Source organism: Streptomyces sp. NPDC029152 (genome assembly GCF_055564355.1).
The window spans coordinates 1-16,503 of record NZ_JBVHWR010000040.1 but is presented as its reverse complement, the minus strand read 5'-3'; the positions used below and the strand labels follow the sequence as shown (position 1 = coordinate 16,503).

The 16,503-nt window shown below is 68.0% G+C and carries 16 protein-coding genes and 2 pseudogenes; 8 read left to right on the top strand and 10 right to left on the bottom strand.

The features are described from left to right. From ACZ4V6_RS35880 to ACZ4V6_RS35870, 3 genes and pseudogenes are all read left to right on the top strand, one after another. A partial coding sequence (locus tag ACZ4V6_RS35880; protein WP_467835378.1) for an RHS repeat domain-containing protein occupies nt 1-2,352 on the top strand: 2,352 nt, incomplete at its 5' end. Nucleotides 2,353-2,477: 125 nt separating this feature from the next. Continuing rightward, nucleotides 2,478-2,930 (top strand): hypothetical protein, encoded by a 453-nt coding sequence (locus ACZ4V6_RS35875; RefSeq protein WP_467835375.1) that lies wholly within the window; start codon nt 2,478-2,480, stop codon nt 2,928-2,930. 189 nt (nt 2,931-3,119) lie between these two features. Then, nucleotides 3,120-3,392: pseudogene (locus ACZ4V6_RS35870) on the top strand (IS1380 family transposase); the annotation flags it as partial. 75 nt (nt 3,393-3,467) lie between these two features. On the opposite strand, the gene ACZ4V6_RS35865 reads toward ACZ4V6_RS35870, so the two are convergent. From ACZ4V6_RS35865 to ACZ4V6_RS35850, 4 genes are all read right to left on the bottom strand, one after another. Next, a protein-coding gene (locus ACZ4V6_RS35865; protein ID WP_467835374.1) for an IS5 family transposase occupies nt 3,468-4,285 on the bottom strand; the annotation gives its coding sequence in 2 pieces (ribosomal slippage) (nt 3,468-3,937 and nt 3,937-4,285; 819 coding nt in all). A gap of 106 nt (nt 4,286-4,391) precedes the next feature. After that, nucleotides 4,392-4,991 (bottom strand): SMI1/KNR4 family protein, encoded by a 600-nt coding sequence (locus ACZ4V6_RS35860; protein WP_467835371.1) that lies wholly within the window; start codon nt 4,989-4,991, stop codon nt 4,392-4,394. A gap of 90 nt (nt 4,992-5,081) precedes the next feature. Beyond that, the gene (locus ACZ4V6_RS35855; RefSeq protein WP_467835370.1) at nt 5,082-5,348 is read right to left on the bottom strand and encodes a hypothetical protein; all 267 of its coding nucleotides are present in this window, start codon (nt 5,346-5,348) and stop codon (nt 5,082-5,084) included. A 520-nt stretch (nt 5,349-5,868) separates the two neighbouring features. After that, nucleotides 5,869-6,180: a hypothetical protein gene (locus tag ACZ4V6_RS35850; protein WP_467835369.1), complete on the bottom strand. Its 312-nt coding sequence runs from the start codon at nt 6,178-6,180 to the stop codon at nt 5,869-5,871. Nucleotides 6,181-6,339: 159 nt separating this feature from the next. Here ACZ4V6_RS35850 and ACZ4V6_RS35845 point away from each other — a divergent pair. Beyond that, a pseudogene (locus ACZ4V6_RS35845) lies at nt 6,340-6,744 on the top strand (recombinase family protein); the annotation flags it as partial. A gap of 193 nt (nt 6,745-6,937) precedes the next feature. Continuing rightward, nucleotides 6,938-7,087, top strand: coding sequence for a hypothetical protein (locus ACZ4V6_RS35840; RefSeq protein WP_467835366.1), 150 nt, complete (start codon nt 6,938-6,940; stop codon nt 7,085-7,087). A 107-nt stretch (nt 7,088-7,194) separates the two neighbouring features. On the opposite strand, the gene ACZ4V6_RS35835 is transcribed toward ACZ4V6_RS35840, so the two are convergent. The 5 genes from ACZ4V6_RS35835 to ACZ4V6_RS35815 all read right to left on the bottom strand — a co-directional run bounded on the left by ACZ4V6_RS35835 (nt 7,195) and on the right by ACZ4V6_RS35815 (nt 12,528). After that, nucleotides 7,195-7,704: a hypothetical protein gene (locus ACZ4V6_RS35835; protein WP_467835365.1), complete on the bottom strand. Its 510-nt coding sequence runs from the start codon at nt 7,702-7,704 to the stop codon at nt 7,195-7,197. Nucleotides 7,705-7,747: 43 nt separating this feature from the next. Next, on the bottom strand, nt 7,748-9,319 hold the full coding sequence (locus tag ACZ4V6_RS35830; RefSeq protein ID WP_467835362.1) for a hypothetical protein: 1,572 nt from the start codon (nt 9,317-9,319) through the stop codon (nt 7,748-7,750). A 16-nt stretch (nt 9,320-9,335) separates the two neighbouring features. Then, the gene (locus ACZ4V6_RS35825) at nt 9,336-9,665 is read right to left on the bottom strand and encodes a helix-turn-helix domain-containing protein (RefSeq protein WP_467835361.1); all 330 of its coding nucleotides are present in this window, start codon (nt 9,663-9,665) and stop codon (nt 9,336-9,338) included. Next, nucleotides 9,662-10,738, bottom strand: coding sequence for a tyrosine-type recombinase/integrase (locus ACZ4V6_RS35820; protein ID WP_467835358.1), 1,077 nt, complete (start codon nt 10,736-10,738; stop codon nt 9,662-9,664). Before ACZ4V6_RS35820 ends, ACZ4V6_RS35825 begins: the two co-directional genes overlap by 4 nt. A 1,292-nt stretch (nt 10,739-12,030) precedes the next feature. Further along, a complete protein-coding gene (locus tag ACZ4V6_RS35815) occupies nt 12,031-12,528 on the bottom strand; it encodes a YfbM family protein (protein ID WP_467835356.1) in 498 nt (165 codons plus the stop codon). A 537-nt stretch (nt 12,529-13,065) separates the two neighbouring features. Here ACZ4V6_RS35815 and ACZ4V6_RS35810 point away from each other — a divergent pair. Beyond that, complete coding sequence (locus ACZ4V6_RS35810) at nt 13,066-13,599, top strand: hypothetical protein (protein WP_467835354.1); 534 nt, start codon at nt 13,066-13,068, stop codon at nt 13,597-13,599. Between the two features lie 200 nt (nt 13,600-13,799). Here the strand turns inward: ACZ4V6_RS35810 and ACZ4V6_RS35805 are convergent, their stop codons facing one another. Further along, nucleotides 13,800-14,255, bottom strand: a complete 456-nt coding sequence (locus ACZ4V6_RS35805) for a hypothetical protein (protein WP_467835352.1) — start codon at nt 14,253-14,255, stop codon at nt 13,800-13,802. A gap of 479 nt (nt 14,256-14,734) precedes the next feature. Between ACZ4V6_RS35805 and ACZ4V6_RS35800 the strand changes: the two genes are divergently transcribed. Next, nucleotides 14,735-15,502, top strand: a complete 768-nt coding sequence (locus ACZ4V6_RS35800; protein ID WP_467835351.1) for a hypothetical protein — start codon at nt 14,735-14,737, stop codon at nt 15,500-15,502. Between the two features lie 550 nt (nt 15,503-16,052). Then, entirely contained in the window at nt 16,053-16,346 is a 294-nt protein-coding gene (locus ACZ4V6_RS35795; protein ID WP_467835349.1) for a hypothetical protein, read from the top strand. Nucleotides 16,347-16,503 lie beyond the last annotated feature (157 nt).

The window sequence follows — 16,503 nt, the reverse complement described above, 5'->3', positions numbered from 1 at the left end:
GGCTCAAGCCGGGCCCACTGGCCATTCGTCAGATCCCCACGTCCCACAGGACGTGATCATCAACGAACAAGATCCACTTTCGCAACAGACCCTAGCCGGCCCAAGGGCACCAAGACCGTCATCGCCGCCAGCGATCCACTGGTCACCGCCGACGCGCCCCAGACCTTCACCACTTCCACCACGTACAACATCGACGGCACCGTCCAGTCCACCTCGATGCCGGCAGCAGCAGGCCTACCTGCCGAGACCGTCGTTAACAGTTACAACGGCCTCGGCATGCTCACCGGCACTGACGGCATGACCGACTACGTGCAGAACATCGGCTACTCCCCGTACGGCGAGATCGAGGAGACCCGTCTTGGCACCTCCACGGGCGCCAAGCAACTGCAGATCCTGAATCGCTATGAGGACGGCACCCGCCGCCTGGCGAACACCCACACCGTCGACCAGACCAACGCCGGCTACACCAGCGACGTCGACTACCTCTACGACACCACCGGCAACGTCACATCGATCACCGACAAGGCGGGCAGCAAGGACACCCAGTGCTTCGCCTACGACGGCTACCGCCGTCTCACCGAAGCCTGGACTCCAGCGTCGAACGACTGCACCACCGCACGCTCGACCAGCGCCCTCGGCGGCCCAGCCCCGTACTGGACCAGCTGGAGCTACAAGCCCGGAGGGCTCCGCGCCACCCAGACCGAACACAAGCCCACCGGTGACGCCAAGACCGTCTACGGCTACCCCGCCGTCAATGCCTCCGGTACCGGCCAGCCACACACCCTGACGTCTGTCACCGCAGGGGGAGGTACTGCCCAGGCACTCACTTACGACGAGCAGGGCAACACCACTAAGCGCTACAGCCCGACCGGCGCCGTTCAGAGCCTTGCTTGGGACATTGAAGGAGAACTCGTCCGCCTCACCGACGGCACCAAGACCACCGACTACCTCTACGACGCCAACGGCGAACTCCTGATCCGCCGCGGCCCCGAGAAGACCGTCCTCTACCTCAGCGGTCAGGAACTCCACTACGACACGGCAGCCAAGAAGTTCAGCGCCCAGCGCTACTACCCGGCTGGCGATGCTACCGCCGTCCGCACAGAGAATGGCCTGTCCTGGATGGTCGATGACCACCACGGCACCGCCTCGATGACAGTGGACGCCACTACCCAAGCCGTAACCCGCCGCTACACCAAGCCCTTCGGTGAAACCCGCGGAGCTGCACCCACTACGTGGCCCGACGACAAGGGATTCCTCGGAAAACCTGCCGACGTCGGAACAGGCCTCACACACATCGGCGCCCGCGAGTACGACCCGACCATCGGGCGTTTCCTCTCTGCCGACCCAGTTCTCGCCCCCGACGATCATGAGTCCCTCAACGGTTACGCGTACGCCAACAACACCCCCGTCACAAAGTCTGACCCCACAGGTCTTCGCCCCATCGGAATGTGTGAGCGTGGTTGCAGCGACGGCAAGGGCGGCACTTATCGGGACTGGCTGACGCCTGGCCGGGGCGGGGGCTGGACCTACCACTCCACGCAGACCTACACCCAGACCTTCCAGTATCAGAAGAAGGGCGGAGGAACCGGTAGCGGCACCATGACCGTGACCGTCCGCACGGACGCTGGCTACACTTCTGCAAGGGTCGTGCTTAAGAAGGGACCCGATCCCAAGCCTGAACGTCGTGACGGATCGCAGTGCCGTTCTTGCTGGGCCATGGGCACGAATCCCCACTACTCCGCGAGCGCCCACGACCTGCCAGACAAGCCGAAACTCGCAACGTGGCAAAAGATTGTGTTGGGCGCAGTCGTGGGATTGTCAACGGCTGTGATCCTTTCTCCGGTAGCCGTGACGTTTGGCGGAGGGTGTCTGGCTGCGGCTCCAGTATGCGCCGCAGAAATTGCAGAAGTGGCGACTGGCGGTGCATCCGGCGGAAGCGCGATAGTTGGATCTGGCACAGCAGGTGCTGCTGCACTTCGAGCCGCTAAGGGAGTTGAAGCTCAGGCCTTGGGCCTCCGGAGAGAAGAGCACGTGGCCAGGCTCATCGGTGGCATCGTGGCGAAGGACGAAAAGGGCCAGGACATCAAGATAGTCATGCCCAATGTTGGCGCAAGTGGGCTGGACGTGATCGGACCGAACGGAGAGTACGTTTTTGTGGGTGGCGGAGCAAAGGCGGCTAACCCTGCAAAGTTCGGGAAAGCCCTCAAGATAAACAAGTATGCCGCGGATGAGGCCGGTGTGCGCGGCATGTACTATCTAGATGCCTCCAATACACCCGAAAGCGCAATCAATCAGGCTCGCAAGGTGTTCGGTGAGAATAACGTTCACACCTTCAACATGCCGGAAGAGTGAAAATGGGAGATCGATTCATCCGCTGGTATCGAGAGTCGGGAAAAATCCCAGCTTTCTCGCAGCAAGCAGTTGCGTTTGCTCGTTGCGGCATCACCATCAGGCATCCGTCAACTGGTTCAGCGACCGTGATCAACGTCGACGGCGACGACGTCCCTGTCGAAATTGACGCGCTTGCGGGCCTCCTCGCTCTCAGGGTGCCCTCCGTGTCGGTGAATTGGTGGCTATCGCCCAACGTCAACGTTGTAAGCGAGTTCACGCACGAGCCGCTGGGATGCGAAATCCAGACATTTTGGTTGGATGGGCTGGACTTTACGGAGATCGGTGTGGTTGAAGCTGCCATCACACACGCGATGGAAAACGTTCCCACGCAGACGCGCGCTTTGGTCGGTGATATCCACGGCGTCACAGATGCTGACGACTGGGATTCGGTCATCCTTTACGGGAAAAGTGAGATTCCGGGTGTTGTCGATAGTCTAATCCTGGAGTCCGAGCTTGCAGGCCGAGTAATCCCTTCTTCGGCGCCTCTGTACAGAAAGCGCGTAGGGGAGGGTTACCTCACAAAGATCAGCGGGAGCTAGTTTCATCGCTCAATGTAAGATGTAAGTAGCTTCAGTTAGAAATAGTTGCAGGCCTTCAGCTGTGACTGGCCTCGATCCACCGCGTAGCGGACGGGCTGTGGACGGAGAGAACAGAAGAGGTGCCCGCTGGCCTGGGATGATGGGAGTTCCTACGCTTCCACCGGTCCCGACCTGCAAGGCACCTCTCAAGTGAAATCGTCCCACAGCCCGGCGCGGGTGTTTGCCGCGTTCGACGAACCGAATCTCATCGCGCATGCCGGGCTGGTCCCGGTGATCCGGCTGGCCGAGCGGTGCGGCCTGCCGGATCTGGTGGCCGAGAAGGTCAAACTGACTGGCGCGGCCAACGGCGTCGGCACGGTCCCCGACGCGAAGGCGATGAGCATCGTGGGCGGCATAGCCGCCGGCGCCGACTCCATCGACGACCTGGACGTACTGCGGCACGGAGGGCTGCGGAAGCTCTTCGCAGGGGTGCGTGTCGGCGCTCTTGCCGACGTCCAGGCCGAGGAAGACGCCCACGTCGTCGATGTAGACCGTGTCCTACGTGGTGAGGCGGATGAGTCGCTTGTAGCAGCACAAGGTGGCGGCGAGTCCGAGAAAAGCCAGGTAGTTGCGGGGATCGCGTTCGTAGCGGGGGCTGAGCCTGCGGTAGCCGGACAGCCACGACATCGTCCGCTCGATGACCCAGCGGCGTCGCCCTAATCGTCCGCTGGACTCGATGCCCTTGCGGGCGATGCGCACTCCGATGCGCTTGCCCCGGAGCCATCTGCGCAGATCAGCCCGGTCGTATGCCTTGTCGGCGTGCAGGCGCTGGGGCTTGAAGTACCGGCCGCGGTGGGGGTCGTGTCTCGTTTGGTGACCCTCCACCATGGGCTTCAGTCCTTCGCTGTCGTGGGTGTTACCCGCCGAGACGCCGACGAGGAGGGGCAGTCCGTTCGCGTCCGACAGGATGTGCATCTTGGAACCCGGCTTGCCCCGGTCCACGGGGCTCGGACCTGTGTGTTCGCCCCTTTTTTAGCCCGGACGTGGGCGGTGTCGAGCACGACGCGGGTGACGTCGAGGAGGCCGGCGTCGTCGAGCCGGTGCAGCACGGCTTCGTGCAGCCGGCCCCAGACGCCGGCTCTCGACCAGATCAGGAACCGCCGATGGGCGGTCGACTTCGAGACGCCGAAGCACGGTGGCAACGCACGCCAGGCGCAGCCGGACACCAGCACGTAGATGATCGCGGCGAACAGCGTCTCATCAGGGATGTCCTGTGTTCCACCGCCCTGCGGTCGCACCTTCGACGGTGGGAGCAGCGGCTTCGCGATCTCCCACAGCCCGTCCGGAACAATCCAACTCCACGTACCCCGCCCCATGACGAGCTCAACGACGCCTCACCACGTAGGACACGGCCTAAGGGGTCGTCTCGTTTGGTTCTCCGGACGACTGGGAGGGCGCCTGCGGCTGCTGTGGCGTGCAGGATCACATACCGCGGTCCGGTCCGCTCCACGGCTCCGGCCGTTCGTCAGCGGTCATCGGAAGTCGGCGCAGCTGTACCGGGCCGGGGTAGAAAGCGGAGGTATGGGGGCCAGCCATGTCTTCGCCGATGAAGTAGCGGTAGAGCCATTCTGCGAAGCTCATTTCGAACCGGGCCCAGCCGCCTTCGCCGTCTTCAACCAGGAGCCCAGGGGCCGCATTGTCCGCAGCCGTGAGGAACAGCGTCTCGCCTCGGTCGGTGCTCGCGATCGGCCACAGCCCGTTGCGGGTGCCGAAGCTCAACTCCGGGAGACCGAACAGCAGGCGAGGGTCCTCGTCCGGGGCGAGGCCGTCCCAGGAGACCTCGGACCAAGCGCGGATCGTGTCCCGTATCTCCTGGCCCAGATTCCAGCGTTCGGTCGCGGGGTGGTGCAGGGACAGGTGGCCGTTGAGCTGGATGGGAGCGTATGCATCCACAAGGGTCTGATAGTCGGCCGGCAGCCGGATGCCGAGTTCTGCGTGGAGCCGGTCCCAGGCGGAGGGGTCCGCGTAACGGTTCTGGGCCGGGCCGAGCATCGCCATGGCGGCGGCCAGGTAGTCGGTCATGGCGTTCCTCGCTGGCTTGTGTCGTCTTTGCGACAGGATCATCCCAGTTCGGAGGTCTCGCCGGTCAGGCTGCCAGCCTGCGGTAACAGATCAGGCGGCGGCGATGCCGGCGAAGGCCAGGAAGCGTTCGGCCTTGCGCCCGGAGCGGCGGTGCAGACGGGCGTAGTGGTTGATGGTCTTGCCCAGGGTCTCCGGGACGCTCAGGATCAGCTCTGCTTCGGCGGTACGGGGTTCCTCCGCAAGTTCGGGCAGGCGCTGCTTGAGCTTGTCGGCGGTCTGCTGCACCTGGTCGGCGGCGAACTCGGCGAGGGCGCTCACCTGCTCGGCGGTGGGCAGGGCGGTGACGGTCGTTGTCATGGCTCTGGAGCGTACGGGTGCGGAACCCGGCGGATCAGCCGGACAGGGGAAGTGCCCGGACGTCGCGGACGGACCAGCTCATGCGCCCCTTCGATCCGAAAGCTACTGGCGGGTTACTTGTCACCTGGTTCGCCGCTCGTTAACGGCACCCCGACTACTGTAGGCGGTCGGCGCCGCCCAGGACGCGGGCCTGAGCCCGCCGGGCGAACCCCAACCGGGAGCCGCCGGGCAGCCCAGCAGGCCGCCCGGCTACGGGCTGGATAACGCGCAGCTCAGGCCCGTTGCCACCCCGGTATTCAGCGCTGTTGCCGTCCGGAGCGTCAGCCTTCCTCGCCGGTGGTCGCCTGCGTGATCGCCCGCTGGACGAGGCGGATCTCCGTCCCGTCCAGCGGGCGTCCAGCGCCGCTTTGAGGTTGAGCGGTGCGGCCCCGGTCAGCGAGGTCGCGATGCGCAGGGTGCAACCTGGCTCAGATCTTCCGAATCACTCCAGATCAGAGCCTTGATCCCTTCGCCTGGAGGCTCAGGCCACCTGAATTCCGCCCCATTGGCGGGGCGTGGCCAGGCGTGAGTTGTAGGAGGTGCAGTAGGCGTACGAGGTAGTGCCGGACGCTGCGGCCGCACCTTGCGCCCTCGATCCGTTCGCGCACTTGGCCCACCCCACGAAGGTGCCGCCCGTGCACTTGATGCCCGCGGTGTTTCCGTCATCGAACACCTTCTGGCATGACAGCGCGGCCGCGTCCTGCGGAGCCGCCGATACAGACGACGCAGACGTCACCAGGCCCGCACCAGACAGGGCCAGCATCGCGAACGCACTGGCTAACACACGCTTCATCAGAACACCTTTCGGTTCACGGTCGTCGGGCCTACGCCCGGGTACACAGCATGCTCACGTAGAACCGGATGAGTGGCCAGCACGTGTCAGGTTCTCGACCGATAACCGGAGGCAACTGACTGGTCAGGTTCTCTTGACGAGGTCGTCGCCGGGCGGCTCCTGCTGCCGAGCGCGGACATCCACATCGGCTACGCCCGCGGCTCGACCCTCGGGCAGGAACTCGACTCCCAGCTCGACGCGCTCAGCAAACACGGCATCCCCAGGGACAAAATCTTCGCCGAGAAGATCAGCACCCGGGTACGGGCCCGCCCGAGGTTCGAGGAGGCGCTGAGGACGGCCCGGGAGGTCAAGGCACACGCCCCGCACTGCCGGGTCATCTTCACCGTCTACGAGATGAAGCGCCTCGGGCGGGACGCCGCCGAGCTGACCGCGCTCGCCGACCACCTCGCCGCCCACGGCCTGGTCCTGGAGATGCTCGCCGGACCCCTGGCCGGGATCTACGGCCCCACCGGTCACGGCCGGCTGCTGTTCGCCTTCTTCGCCGCGATGGCGGAGACCGAGCGGGAGAACATCCGCGAGTCGACCCTCGAAGGACTCGACACCGCGGCCCGCAAGGGCAAGCACGGCGGCCGGCCCCCGGTCATCACCGAGGACATGCTGCACACCGTGCTACGGCGCCGCGAACGGCGAGTCGGTCGAGAAGATCCAGCCCGACCTGATCATCCCCACCGGCAAACGCAAGGGACAGAACCCCTCGGTGGCGAGCATCTACCGGGCGCTCGCCGAGCACGAGAAACGGGCGGCGTACCCCGAAGCCATCGAACAGGCCCACGCCGACTTCGCCGACCTCACCGGCAGTGAGGTTCCTGAACCTCGCACAGAAGCCAAGGCCCTAACGACATGCTGAGTTACTTGTCACTTCGCGGCAGCTTCGGGAGAACAGGGCCGTGATCCCCGTGGGTTCAAGGAAACCGAAGGTCCTTCAGCCTGAACCCACGGGTGCACCGGTCTGCTTCAGGTCGGTAGACCCGTGGGTTCGGTTGGAACACGAGGGTGCTGCGTGAGTCGAAGAGCTTCAGCCGTGACATCAGCGTCGACCTGCGCCTGTGTTCTGTCGCCGTATTCGAGGACGTCGTAGTCGTCGTCCAGGTTGGCGAGTTGCTCGGCCAGAGGCAGCTCGTGCCCGAAGCGCTGATGGATCCTGAAGGCCAGTTCGCGTGGCGTCAGTTCGCCGGCCAGCATCCGGGCGGCAAGTGCTCGCGCCGCGGCTTCCTGTCCGGCAACGCTGCCCGCTGGGTGGAAGGTGAGGCCCAGTTCGTCGAGTGCCGGGGGAAGGAGGCCGGGGACGTCGTAGTCCGCCTCCGCGCGCGTGCACGCGGCCAGGATCCGTAGGGCAGGACTGTCGAGGCCGGCAACGAGTGCATCACAGGCAGCGGTGACGACGTCGGTTGCGCGGATCTCGCCCATGCTCCAGAGAACGGCGCGTTCCTGAAGCTCGCGGGCGGCTGATTCGGTCGACGGCATGGGGCCATGATCTCGTCATGGGGTTAAGCAGGTCGAGCGGGTTTCACTGCGATGCCTGCTCGGCTTCTTCGCCCAGAAGCGCTCGTGCTGAGTCCGCGTAGCGGATGGCGGTCTTCTCGTCGATGCCGAAGACGAGTGCGAGGTGGAGGGGGTCGGCGCCATGGGTGAGGGCCTCTTCGAGCTGACGGTCAACGCGGAGCCGTTCCAGGGTGGCGGTGAGGTTGCGGGTGGCCCGGGTGGTCCAGAGCTTGCCAGCCGGGCCGAGTCCGACGGCGGTCTTCTGGGTGATCAGCAGGTGGGGGTTGGCCGTGTTCGGCCAACGGCTGTGTCGGTGGCCGAGCCAGTCCAGGACAGCACGACGGGTGAGGTCGTCGAGCGGGCGGACGTGGCCGCCGACGGTGATGCGCCGGTTGCCCAGGTCGACGTCCTCCAACTGCATGGTGCGGATCATCTTCGGCCGTGCCGCGTGAACGGCGGCCAGGGCGACGATGAGCCGGGCGTCCGGGGTGCTGGCTGCGGCGATGGCCTCGTCGATGTCCGCCTGGACGAGGGCTTGGAGGACGCCGCCGGTCTGCCGGGGGACACGGATGCGGATCGTGGGATTGCGGAAGATCTGGCCGTTCTTCTTCGCGTGCCGGAACAGTGACCGCAGGGCAACGATCCGGTTCTCGCGCTGCTTGCCGGTAGCGGCCTCCCGGACCGCGATGATGTCCTCCCGGGTGACCTCTCGCAGGTGGTCGTAGCGGCTGGACCACTCCAGCAGCACCGGCTGGATTTCCCCCAGGTAGGCCCATGCCGTATGCCGGGAGCGAGGCTCAGACCGGGGGCCACCGTCGAGGAGAGTGCGAACCCAGGCTTCGACGGCGCGATGAATGCCCGTGGGCATCCCATCGAGTTTCCGTTCCAGCCACCGGTCGACGGCGGGGGCCCGGTCGTCGGCGAACAGGCCGAGACAGTCGAGGACTTCGGCAGTCCGCACGACCGGAAGCCCTCGGACTCGCAGGGCCGGGAAGAGTTCGGAGTACCGGATCGACTCGCCGTCGCGGAAGCCGGACAGCACGATGACCAGGGCTCGGTTCACATCGCTGGCGATCCAGCGGCTCCAGCCGCGGGACTCTCCCAGCGCCCGAGCGGCCTGCCGGGCCCGGACCAGCCAGGGGTTGGCCAGGTCGGCATGGAGTTCCCGGTCGAACCGGCGGAAGTCCCGAGTGGCAGTGAACAGCGTCAGTTGCGTCGTGGTGATCACGCGGTGTGGTTCGGGAACCGGTGGCGGCTTCAGCACGCGCCGCCCGGCCTTGTCGACCCGGGGCCCTCCGTTCTTGGGCCGCTGGAGGTTCGCGAAGAACAGCTGCTGGCAGGTCACCTGCCGGAGGTACGGCTCGATCACCGAAGCCTTGCCGCTGGCCTTGATCGCCCAGGTCGCCTGAGCCCGGCAGAGGCGGCAGTAGCCGTGCTTGTCATCGACCGGAACCTGCCGCCGGCAGCCGACGCACTCGCCGACGGCGTGTTGCTGGCCGTAGGTATAGCAGCCGCGGCAGAACCGGCCGGGCAGCTGCCCCCAGGCGAAACAGCCCGAGCAGGAGGCCGCCGGCTTGTTCTCACTGATCTTCCCCATGATGGTGGTGACCAGGTCACATCGGCGGCAGGGAACGGCCGTTGCGGCGCTTGGGCACGACGGCCGGGGCCACCATCGAGCCGGTCGTAGCCTCCTGGACTCCAGCCTGCTGACCTGGGCGGGTTACTTTCCCTGGCTCGGGAATCAGCAGATCGCCGATCTCGCAGCCGAGCACGACACAGATCACGTCCAGGTCCTCCAGCTTGAGGGAGACCGGCTGGCCCGACCACAGGCCGGACATCTTCCCGGCCGAGATCACCAAGCCGTGTTCGGCCAGGCTCCGCTGGAGCTCGGAGGCCTTCCAGATCCCCTTGTTCGCGGCGGTCAGCCGCAGGTTCCACTTCATCCCATCAGTCCTTCCAGCCGCTTCGCGGCCCGCTGCTGCCCGGTCACCCAGGCGTCCTCGACCCGGGTCTGCTGGACGTGGATGTACCGCATCGTGGTGGCGATCCAGGAGTGTCCGAGGACTTCTTGGATCCCGAGCAGATCAAGACCTCCGAGGTAGAGCTCGGACGCGCAGAAGTGCCGCAGGACGTGCGGCGTCAGCGTGTCGGCCCAGCCGGGCAGATGGGCTTTCGCCGCGGTGGCCAGACCGTTGCGCAAGGCGTCGTCGCCGACGCGGCGCGAGGAGCTGTCGGTGTTCTTGCGCTCGGAGGGGAACAGCAGGGCTCCGGGTCGGGTGTGGTCGTCGTCGAACTGGCCCCACACGTCCTCGATGAACCACCGCAGCGTGCGGTCGGCATCGTTGATCAGTGGCACCATCCGCTCGCGCGGGCCCGAGCCGCGGGCGCCTTTGCCGTGGCGGACATGGAGCTTGCCGAAGCGGCCCAGGTCCCACTTGATGTCGGCCAGGTCGAGTTTGCATGCCTCGCTCACCCTGAGTCCGACCTGCGACATCAGTTTCGATGCGGTGTAGTTCCGCGCGGTGGGTGCGAACTTGCGGCAGGTTGCCAGCTCGCCGCCCCAGCCGGTGAACAGTGTCTTGATCTCCGGCTCGGTCGGCGGGATCCGCAGGGCGGCGTCCTTGGATCCCCGCGGGCGGTTCATCTCGTCGATCGGGCACTCGACGACCCGCCCGGTCATCCGGTGGATCTCGACCTTGTGCCGCAGCTCCAGGAACAGGAAGTACGTGGTCAGCGCCTGCGCGCGGGCCAGCCGGGTGCCGCTCGGCGAGCCCAGCAGCACCTTCCCGAAGTACCCGTCGGCATCGGCCGGCTCCATATCCCACAGCGGCTGGCCGAACCAGGCCCGCATCTGGTCCAGGTGCCCGACGTCCCCGCGGATGGTGCCGTCCGCCAGCCCTGCCGAAGCCCGCGCGAGGACGAACCCGGCGAGCACGTCGGTCTCGAACTGCTCCAGTTCCTCCGCCGAGACCGGATCGCGGAACTCGCGCAGATCGCGTACGGCTGCCAGCGCCAACCCGAGCCTCCTCGCCTTCACCCCGATCACCGATCGATCGGACGAAGTGAGAACGCTTCAAGAATCCTGAAGTTACGTCACCAGCTCCAAGAACACCCCAAGGAGACAGAACACCCTGGCCACCGGGGCAAGCACTCAGCGGGGCTCAGAGGAACTCATGGGATGTCGCACTTCCGTTCGATCTGGTCTGGGCCACGACGTGGGCGCACGAAGCCAACGAGTGGATCGGCCCGCCCCTCGGACTGCCTGAACTTCCCTGTATCTCCTGGCCGGAGGGACCGAAGACGGCATCGAGCCCGTACTGGAAGCCTGCACCTTCGGTCTTCTGGAAGACCGGCCCCGTCGTGGACTACGTCGCTGGACGCCCTTTCGCATGGATAGACGACGACGTGACTGACCTGGACCGTGAGTACGTGGCCCTGCACCACGACGGTCCGGCACTTTTGCACCACGTCGACCCCCGACGCGGACTGCTGCCCGCCGATTTCGAGACCCTGACCGCATGGTCGAACTCGCTGACCACCGAGTCTGAGCAGTACCACATCGGCCTCCCGCACGAAGCCGAGCAACACCGCCTGCCTGCAAGCACCTTCGCAGTTGCCGCCATCAGCTCACGTTCTGGTCTCGCAGCCCCGACCCGCCCCCGGGTCGGGGCTGCGTCATGCCCGCCGTCCCGCGCGCGTGGCTCTGCCGCGTCCGCTGCTGCGCGCCGGCCGTGCCGGTTGCCGTGCTTGCCCCCAGATGGGGCAGTGTCGGTGCTGCCGGAAGGCGCTCCCGCACACCATCCCCCTCCACTGTGCGGTCGAGCCCCCGGCCGGCCGGGCCGCCCCGCAGCCACCGCTCCCGGTCCCGCGCCCGCAGTGCCGGGTCCCCCCCGCGTGCACCCGGATACGCCACCAGGAGAGCCAGCACGGCCCTTCGCGTACACGCGCTCACGAGGTTGGATGGCTTCATGGTGAGACGGCAACGGACGAAGCAGCGGGCCCCCTTCGGCAGGCCGAAGAACATCACCCTGCTGACGACGCCGGACGGCTGGCGCTACAGGGTCGCCACGGAAGAGGGCGGAACACTGTGCGGGCGTCTCGCCGACGTGCCGGCCAGCGCCGACCCAGCCGAGGCGCGGACAGCAGCAAAAGCCATGGTGACGGCCCTCGCGCAGGACTTCCACGGCGCCGATGCCGAAGTGACGTGGGGCTCAGCTCCGGAAAGGCGGTCCTGGACAGGCCAGGTGACCCTGGTAACGCCCCCGAGGAGCTGAGCTGGTTGTTCAACGTCCGACCGCCGCAGGTGGCTCAGTCGAGCCAGATCAGCATCGCGTGCCCGGCGGATGCGCCACCTTGGAAGAACTCGGTCAGGGGAGTCAACAGATCGCGGGCCCAATCCAGTGAGGCGGGCGAGTCCCAGATCTGGGGGTAGATGTCGGCCTCGGCAAGTTCGAAGGGATCGACCCCCGCGATGAGCTGGTCGTAGGTCGTCTGCTGAAGGGTGTCTGCAGCCAGCCGGACCCGGTCCGGAGTCAGATACTGCGGCGGCCCGTAGCCCCAGTCGTCCACGGCGAGGAGTTCCTCGCCATGGACGATGTCGACCGGGAAGGCCGAGCGCCGCAGAAGGAAGCCGAGCAGATCCCATGTCTTATGGGTGGTGAAGTGCCGCGCCTCGTGTGGGGCTGGCTCCTGCTCCTCCTGCGCGTCCTGAATTGCCTCGGCGAGATCCAGGGCCCATTCGGGATCCTTGAGGGACCGGTCCAGTTCCGCAGGCGTGACGCGCAGGTACTCCCCGTTCATACTCATGCGTCGCAGCTTATGGAGCGGGTCTGACAAGCCCGGGATGGGCCTCAGCCGCTGGGAGCTTCGTGCGTCGGGGCCCGGTGCCCTACCTAGGGTGGGCCGGCCGTGCGTATGCCTTGCCGGTGGCGCGGACTCGCGACCTTGCTTGTGACGTCGGTGGCAGCGCGCCCGGCAGGTCCGTCCGGCCGTGCCTGCCGAGATCGGCCCGCCGCGGCCTGTGTCGCGTCGACCCGGCCACGCACCGCCAAGGCCCGCGCCGGGCATGGGCCGGGTGTTGCGGGGCTTGCTCCCGGTCGGGGCAGTGTCGGCGTGGCCGGCAGGGATGCTCCCGCACCCCCAGATGCGGTCGAGCCTCCGGCCGTCGGGCCGGCCGCCCCACCCTCCCTGGGCGGCCCGGCACCTCACCCTCACGGCCACCCGGCCACTGGCACCGCGCGCCACGTCCGCAGCCTCACCGCGCCCGGGCGCCTGACCCGGGGCCCAGGGCTCGATCCCCGGCCCCTTCCGCACTCGACCCCGCAGCAAGGGAGAACACCCGTCATGAGTACCACCGCCCACCCCGCCGTCGCCTATGGCGCACTCGCCGAGAACCTGACCGTCCCCCAGGTCGATGCCGCGATCCGTGTGCTGACGCAGGCGTGCAAGCCCCTGGCGGCCTTCCGGGGCCGTCGCTGCATCGGCAACGGCGCCTGTCTCGACCCGCACACGCTCACCAGCCAGGTCGTCCTGACCTACCGGTGGGAAGCTGCCCCCGCCCCGGCCAAGCACGTCCGGGCCAAGGAACGGGCACTGAACGAACGCATCCTGGCCGACTGGGCGGACCTCTTCCAGACCGAAGGCTGGAGCGTGGACCGGTACCTGGAGACCGACCACTACGACACCTACCGGCTGGTGCGTCTGCGCCTCACTCCGCCCGCCGACGCGGCACCATGCCGCCGCGTACTCACCTCCCTCGAGCATCACGCCGCCCGGCACGCCATCGAAAGCACCGCACGCGAAGAAGGCGCCGACCCCGAGGCGATCCTGAACGCAGTCCTCCGGGCGCTCAACATCTCCGCTCCTCTCGAGGAGTAGCAGCACTGCACGGCCGGGGCGCGCCAGCCGCGTCCCGGCCCCCCGCTTGCAGCATCTTGCTCGTAGCGCTCCGCTGTTCCGGCTCGCACCTCCTCGCAGCGCCACGCGCTTGCGGCCCGCGGCTTCCGACTCCCACCGACTCGCCGCCACCCCCGCCGGCACCGAACAGCAGGCCACGGCGGGCTGGCCTCCGCTGCGGGTCACAGCGCGATCGGTCGGTACTTCAGCGCCTCGTCGACAATCTGCTCCGCAGACGCGCCCATAGAGGCGTCCGAGGGGTGGAAGACCAAGTCGCTCACCCGGGGATGCAAGACGTTCGCCTCCAGGAGCCGCAGATACCAGTCGCTCTCCGGGGCGGCCCTCAGAAGCCTGCGAACGATCTCGACGAGCTCGTCCCGGGTGATGTCCGCGACCACGGGGCGAGCCGGTCGGGCCGCCTCCCTCGCGAACTCCTCCAGGCTCCTGCTGCCGTAGTACTCAGCGAAGTCGAGAGCCTCGTAATCGTGCCCAGTCATCGCGTTGAAGGCCGAGATCGCCTCGCCCGCCGCCTCCGGGCGGGCTTCCAGCAGGCCAGCGATCCGCTCCACCTCGGCGGACAGCTCACCCACCCGCTGCCGACTCACAGACGGGGGCAACAACTCCGGTCTCAGGTCCACAGCCGAATTATGTCCGTCGACGCCGACACACCTGAGCCGAGCCCTCCGAGTGCTGCCAGTTCTCACCAGCATTCCTCGCGGTCTCGATCAAGAACCGAGGCCAGGCCCCATGGACCTTCGCTCTCCGTTCTCACCAACGAAGCCACGGCCCGCATGCCGGCGACTCCGACCCAGGTGTGGGCCCGCAAGGGGAGCGCGTTCTCGCCTCCCGCCCCGCTGCCTCCACAGCCCCCGGCCGGGGGGGGCGCCCCTGTCTCGAGTCCTATTGCGGGGCTTGCCCCCGGCTGGGGCAGTGTCGGCGGTGCCGGGAGGCACTCCCGCACACCATCCCCCTCCACTGTGCGGTCGAGCCCCCCGGCCGCCGGGCTGCCCCCGCCCCCTGGGGCGGCCCGGCACCCCTTCCCCGCGGCGCGTCCCGGCCACCGGACCCGCGCGTCGCTCCCCGCCACCGCCCGCGACTCACGAAAGAGGCCCCCACCGTGCCCGAGCACACCCTGTCCATCCCCGGCAGCACCGACCGGTTCATCGTCACCGACCGGCCCCTACCGACTCTCACCGGCCGCTACCGGCCTTTGCCCCAGGGCATGGACAGCTCCCACATCACTGTCGTCCCGGCCCGGCTGGTCGCCGCGGGGGATGTGGTGGTGGCGTTGTTCACCGACGGGCCCGGCCGCCGTCACGCCCTGCACCTCGAGGAGGCGTTCACCGCCCGCCCCCGTCCCCGCGGCCGCTGTCCCGTCCCGTCGCGGTGCCGGCAGTGCCAGGACAACGACACCTACGGTGTCGGCGCGGACCGGTACCTGTGCCTGGCCGAAGCCGACGACCGCACCGACTGCACCCTGGTCTTCCGTAACGAGCCCGTCGCGATCGTCCCCGCCGCTACCGCCGCCCGCTTCCCGCCCCCGGACTCCGTGCCGCCGCTTTCGGACCTGTTCGCCCTCGACGACACCCACGGCCCCTACGAGGCCCTGCCCGTCTCCCGTGGCTGGGGGCCGTGGGAGGCGATCAGCGTCACCCGCACCACGGCCGAGCAGATCACCCGCGACCTGCCCGCCACCCACGCCGGCCGCCACCTGACCTGCCGCTGGCAGGGCGACGCCCTGCTCATCGCCGCCGCCCCCCGCCCGGGCACCGGACCCGGCCGCCCGGCACACCTGATCGAACCCGGCACCGACGGCCGCTACCTCATCGGCGGCCTGTGGCGCTGGCACGACTGGCCCCTCGGCGACGACAGCCACGACGACTGACCGGCGGCCGCTGGACCCGCACCCGCCGATGCGGACCGGCACCGGCAAAAAACAGCCACCCGCATCCCCACCGGACACCCGCCCCTGGAATCCCCGCCCCCTTGGAACCCCCGCCCGCATGGCAGCAGTTCCAAGGGGGCCGCGCCATGCCCGGATGCCCGGCCCGCTCTGCGCCCGGGCCGTGCGTCCGGCCGCCGGCTCCGGGCGGCTCACCGGCCAGACACCTCTCTGCCCGCGCCGACCCAGGACACCCGCGCCGCCCCGGGACGCCCGCGTCGGCCCGGGACGCAGGCCGCAGACACGGCCCCCGACGGCGGGGGAGGGGCCGGGGGTTGTGGGGCTTGCCCCTGCCCGGGGCAGTGTCAGACGTGCCGGAACGGGTTGCTCCCGCACCCTCCCCCCAGTGCGGTCGAGCCCGCCCGGCCGCCGGACCGCCCCTGCCCCCCTCCCCTCGAGGGGCGGTCCGGCACCCCCGGCGTCCCCGGCGTTCCTGGTCTGGTCTGTCCGGTGTCCGCCGTTTCCGCTCCCACCCCTTCTTTTTGGAGAGTCGATGTCTGCCTGTGTCTCTTCCCCGCGCCATCTGCAGGTTCCGGTCGGCCGGATCCTGCGCAGCCTGGCCGCCGCCGAGCGTGCCCGCCCGGGCGCGTTCGTCGTCACCGCCTGGTCGGAGACCTGCGCCTGCGGCGGTAACTTCCTCGGCCAGGTCGAGGAGCCCTGCACCCCGGACTGCACCGGCTACTACCCGGTGCGCGGCTACCACGTCCCCGGCCACGGCGGCGGCCCGCAGGCCGCCGGACAGCCCGGGGACAGCCACGGCCCCACCCAGGCCACCTGGACCGACTGACCCAGCCACTGCACCGCCCGGGTACCGGCCCCGCACCCCCTGAGGGAGGCAACCCCCCTTCGGGGGGGTGCCTCTATGTCCTTCGTCAAGCGGTTCGGGGGTTCCTTGGTTCGTAGAAGGTTCCGTCGCGGAGCATGGCGAACAGGACGCTGATGCG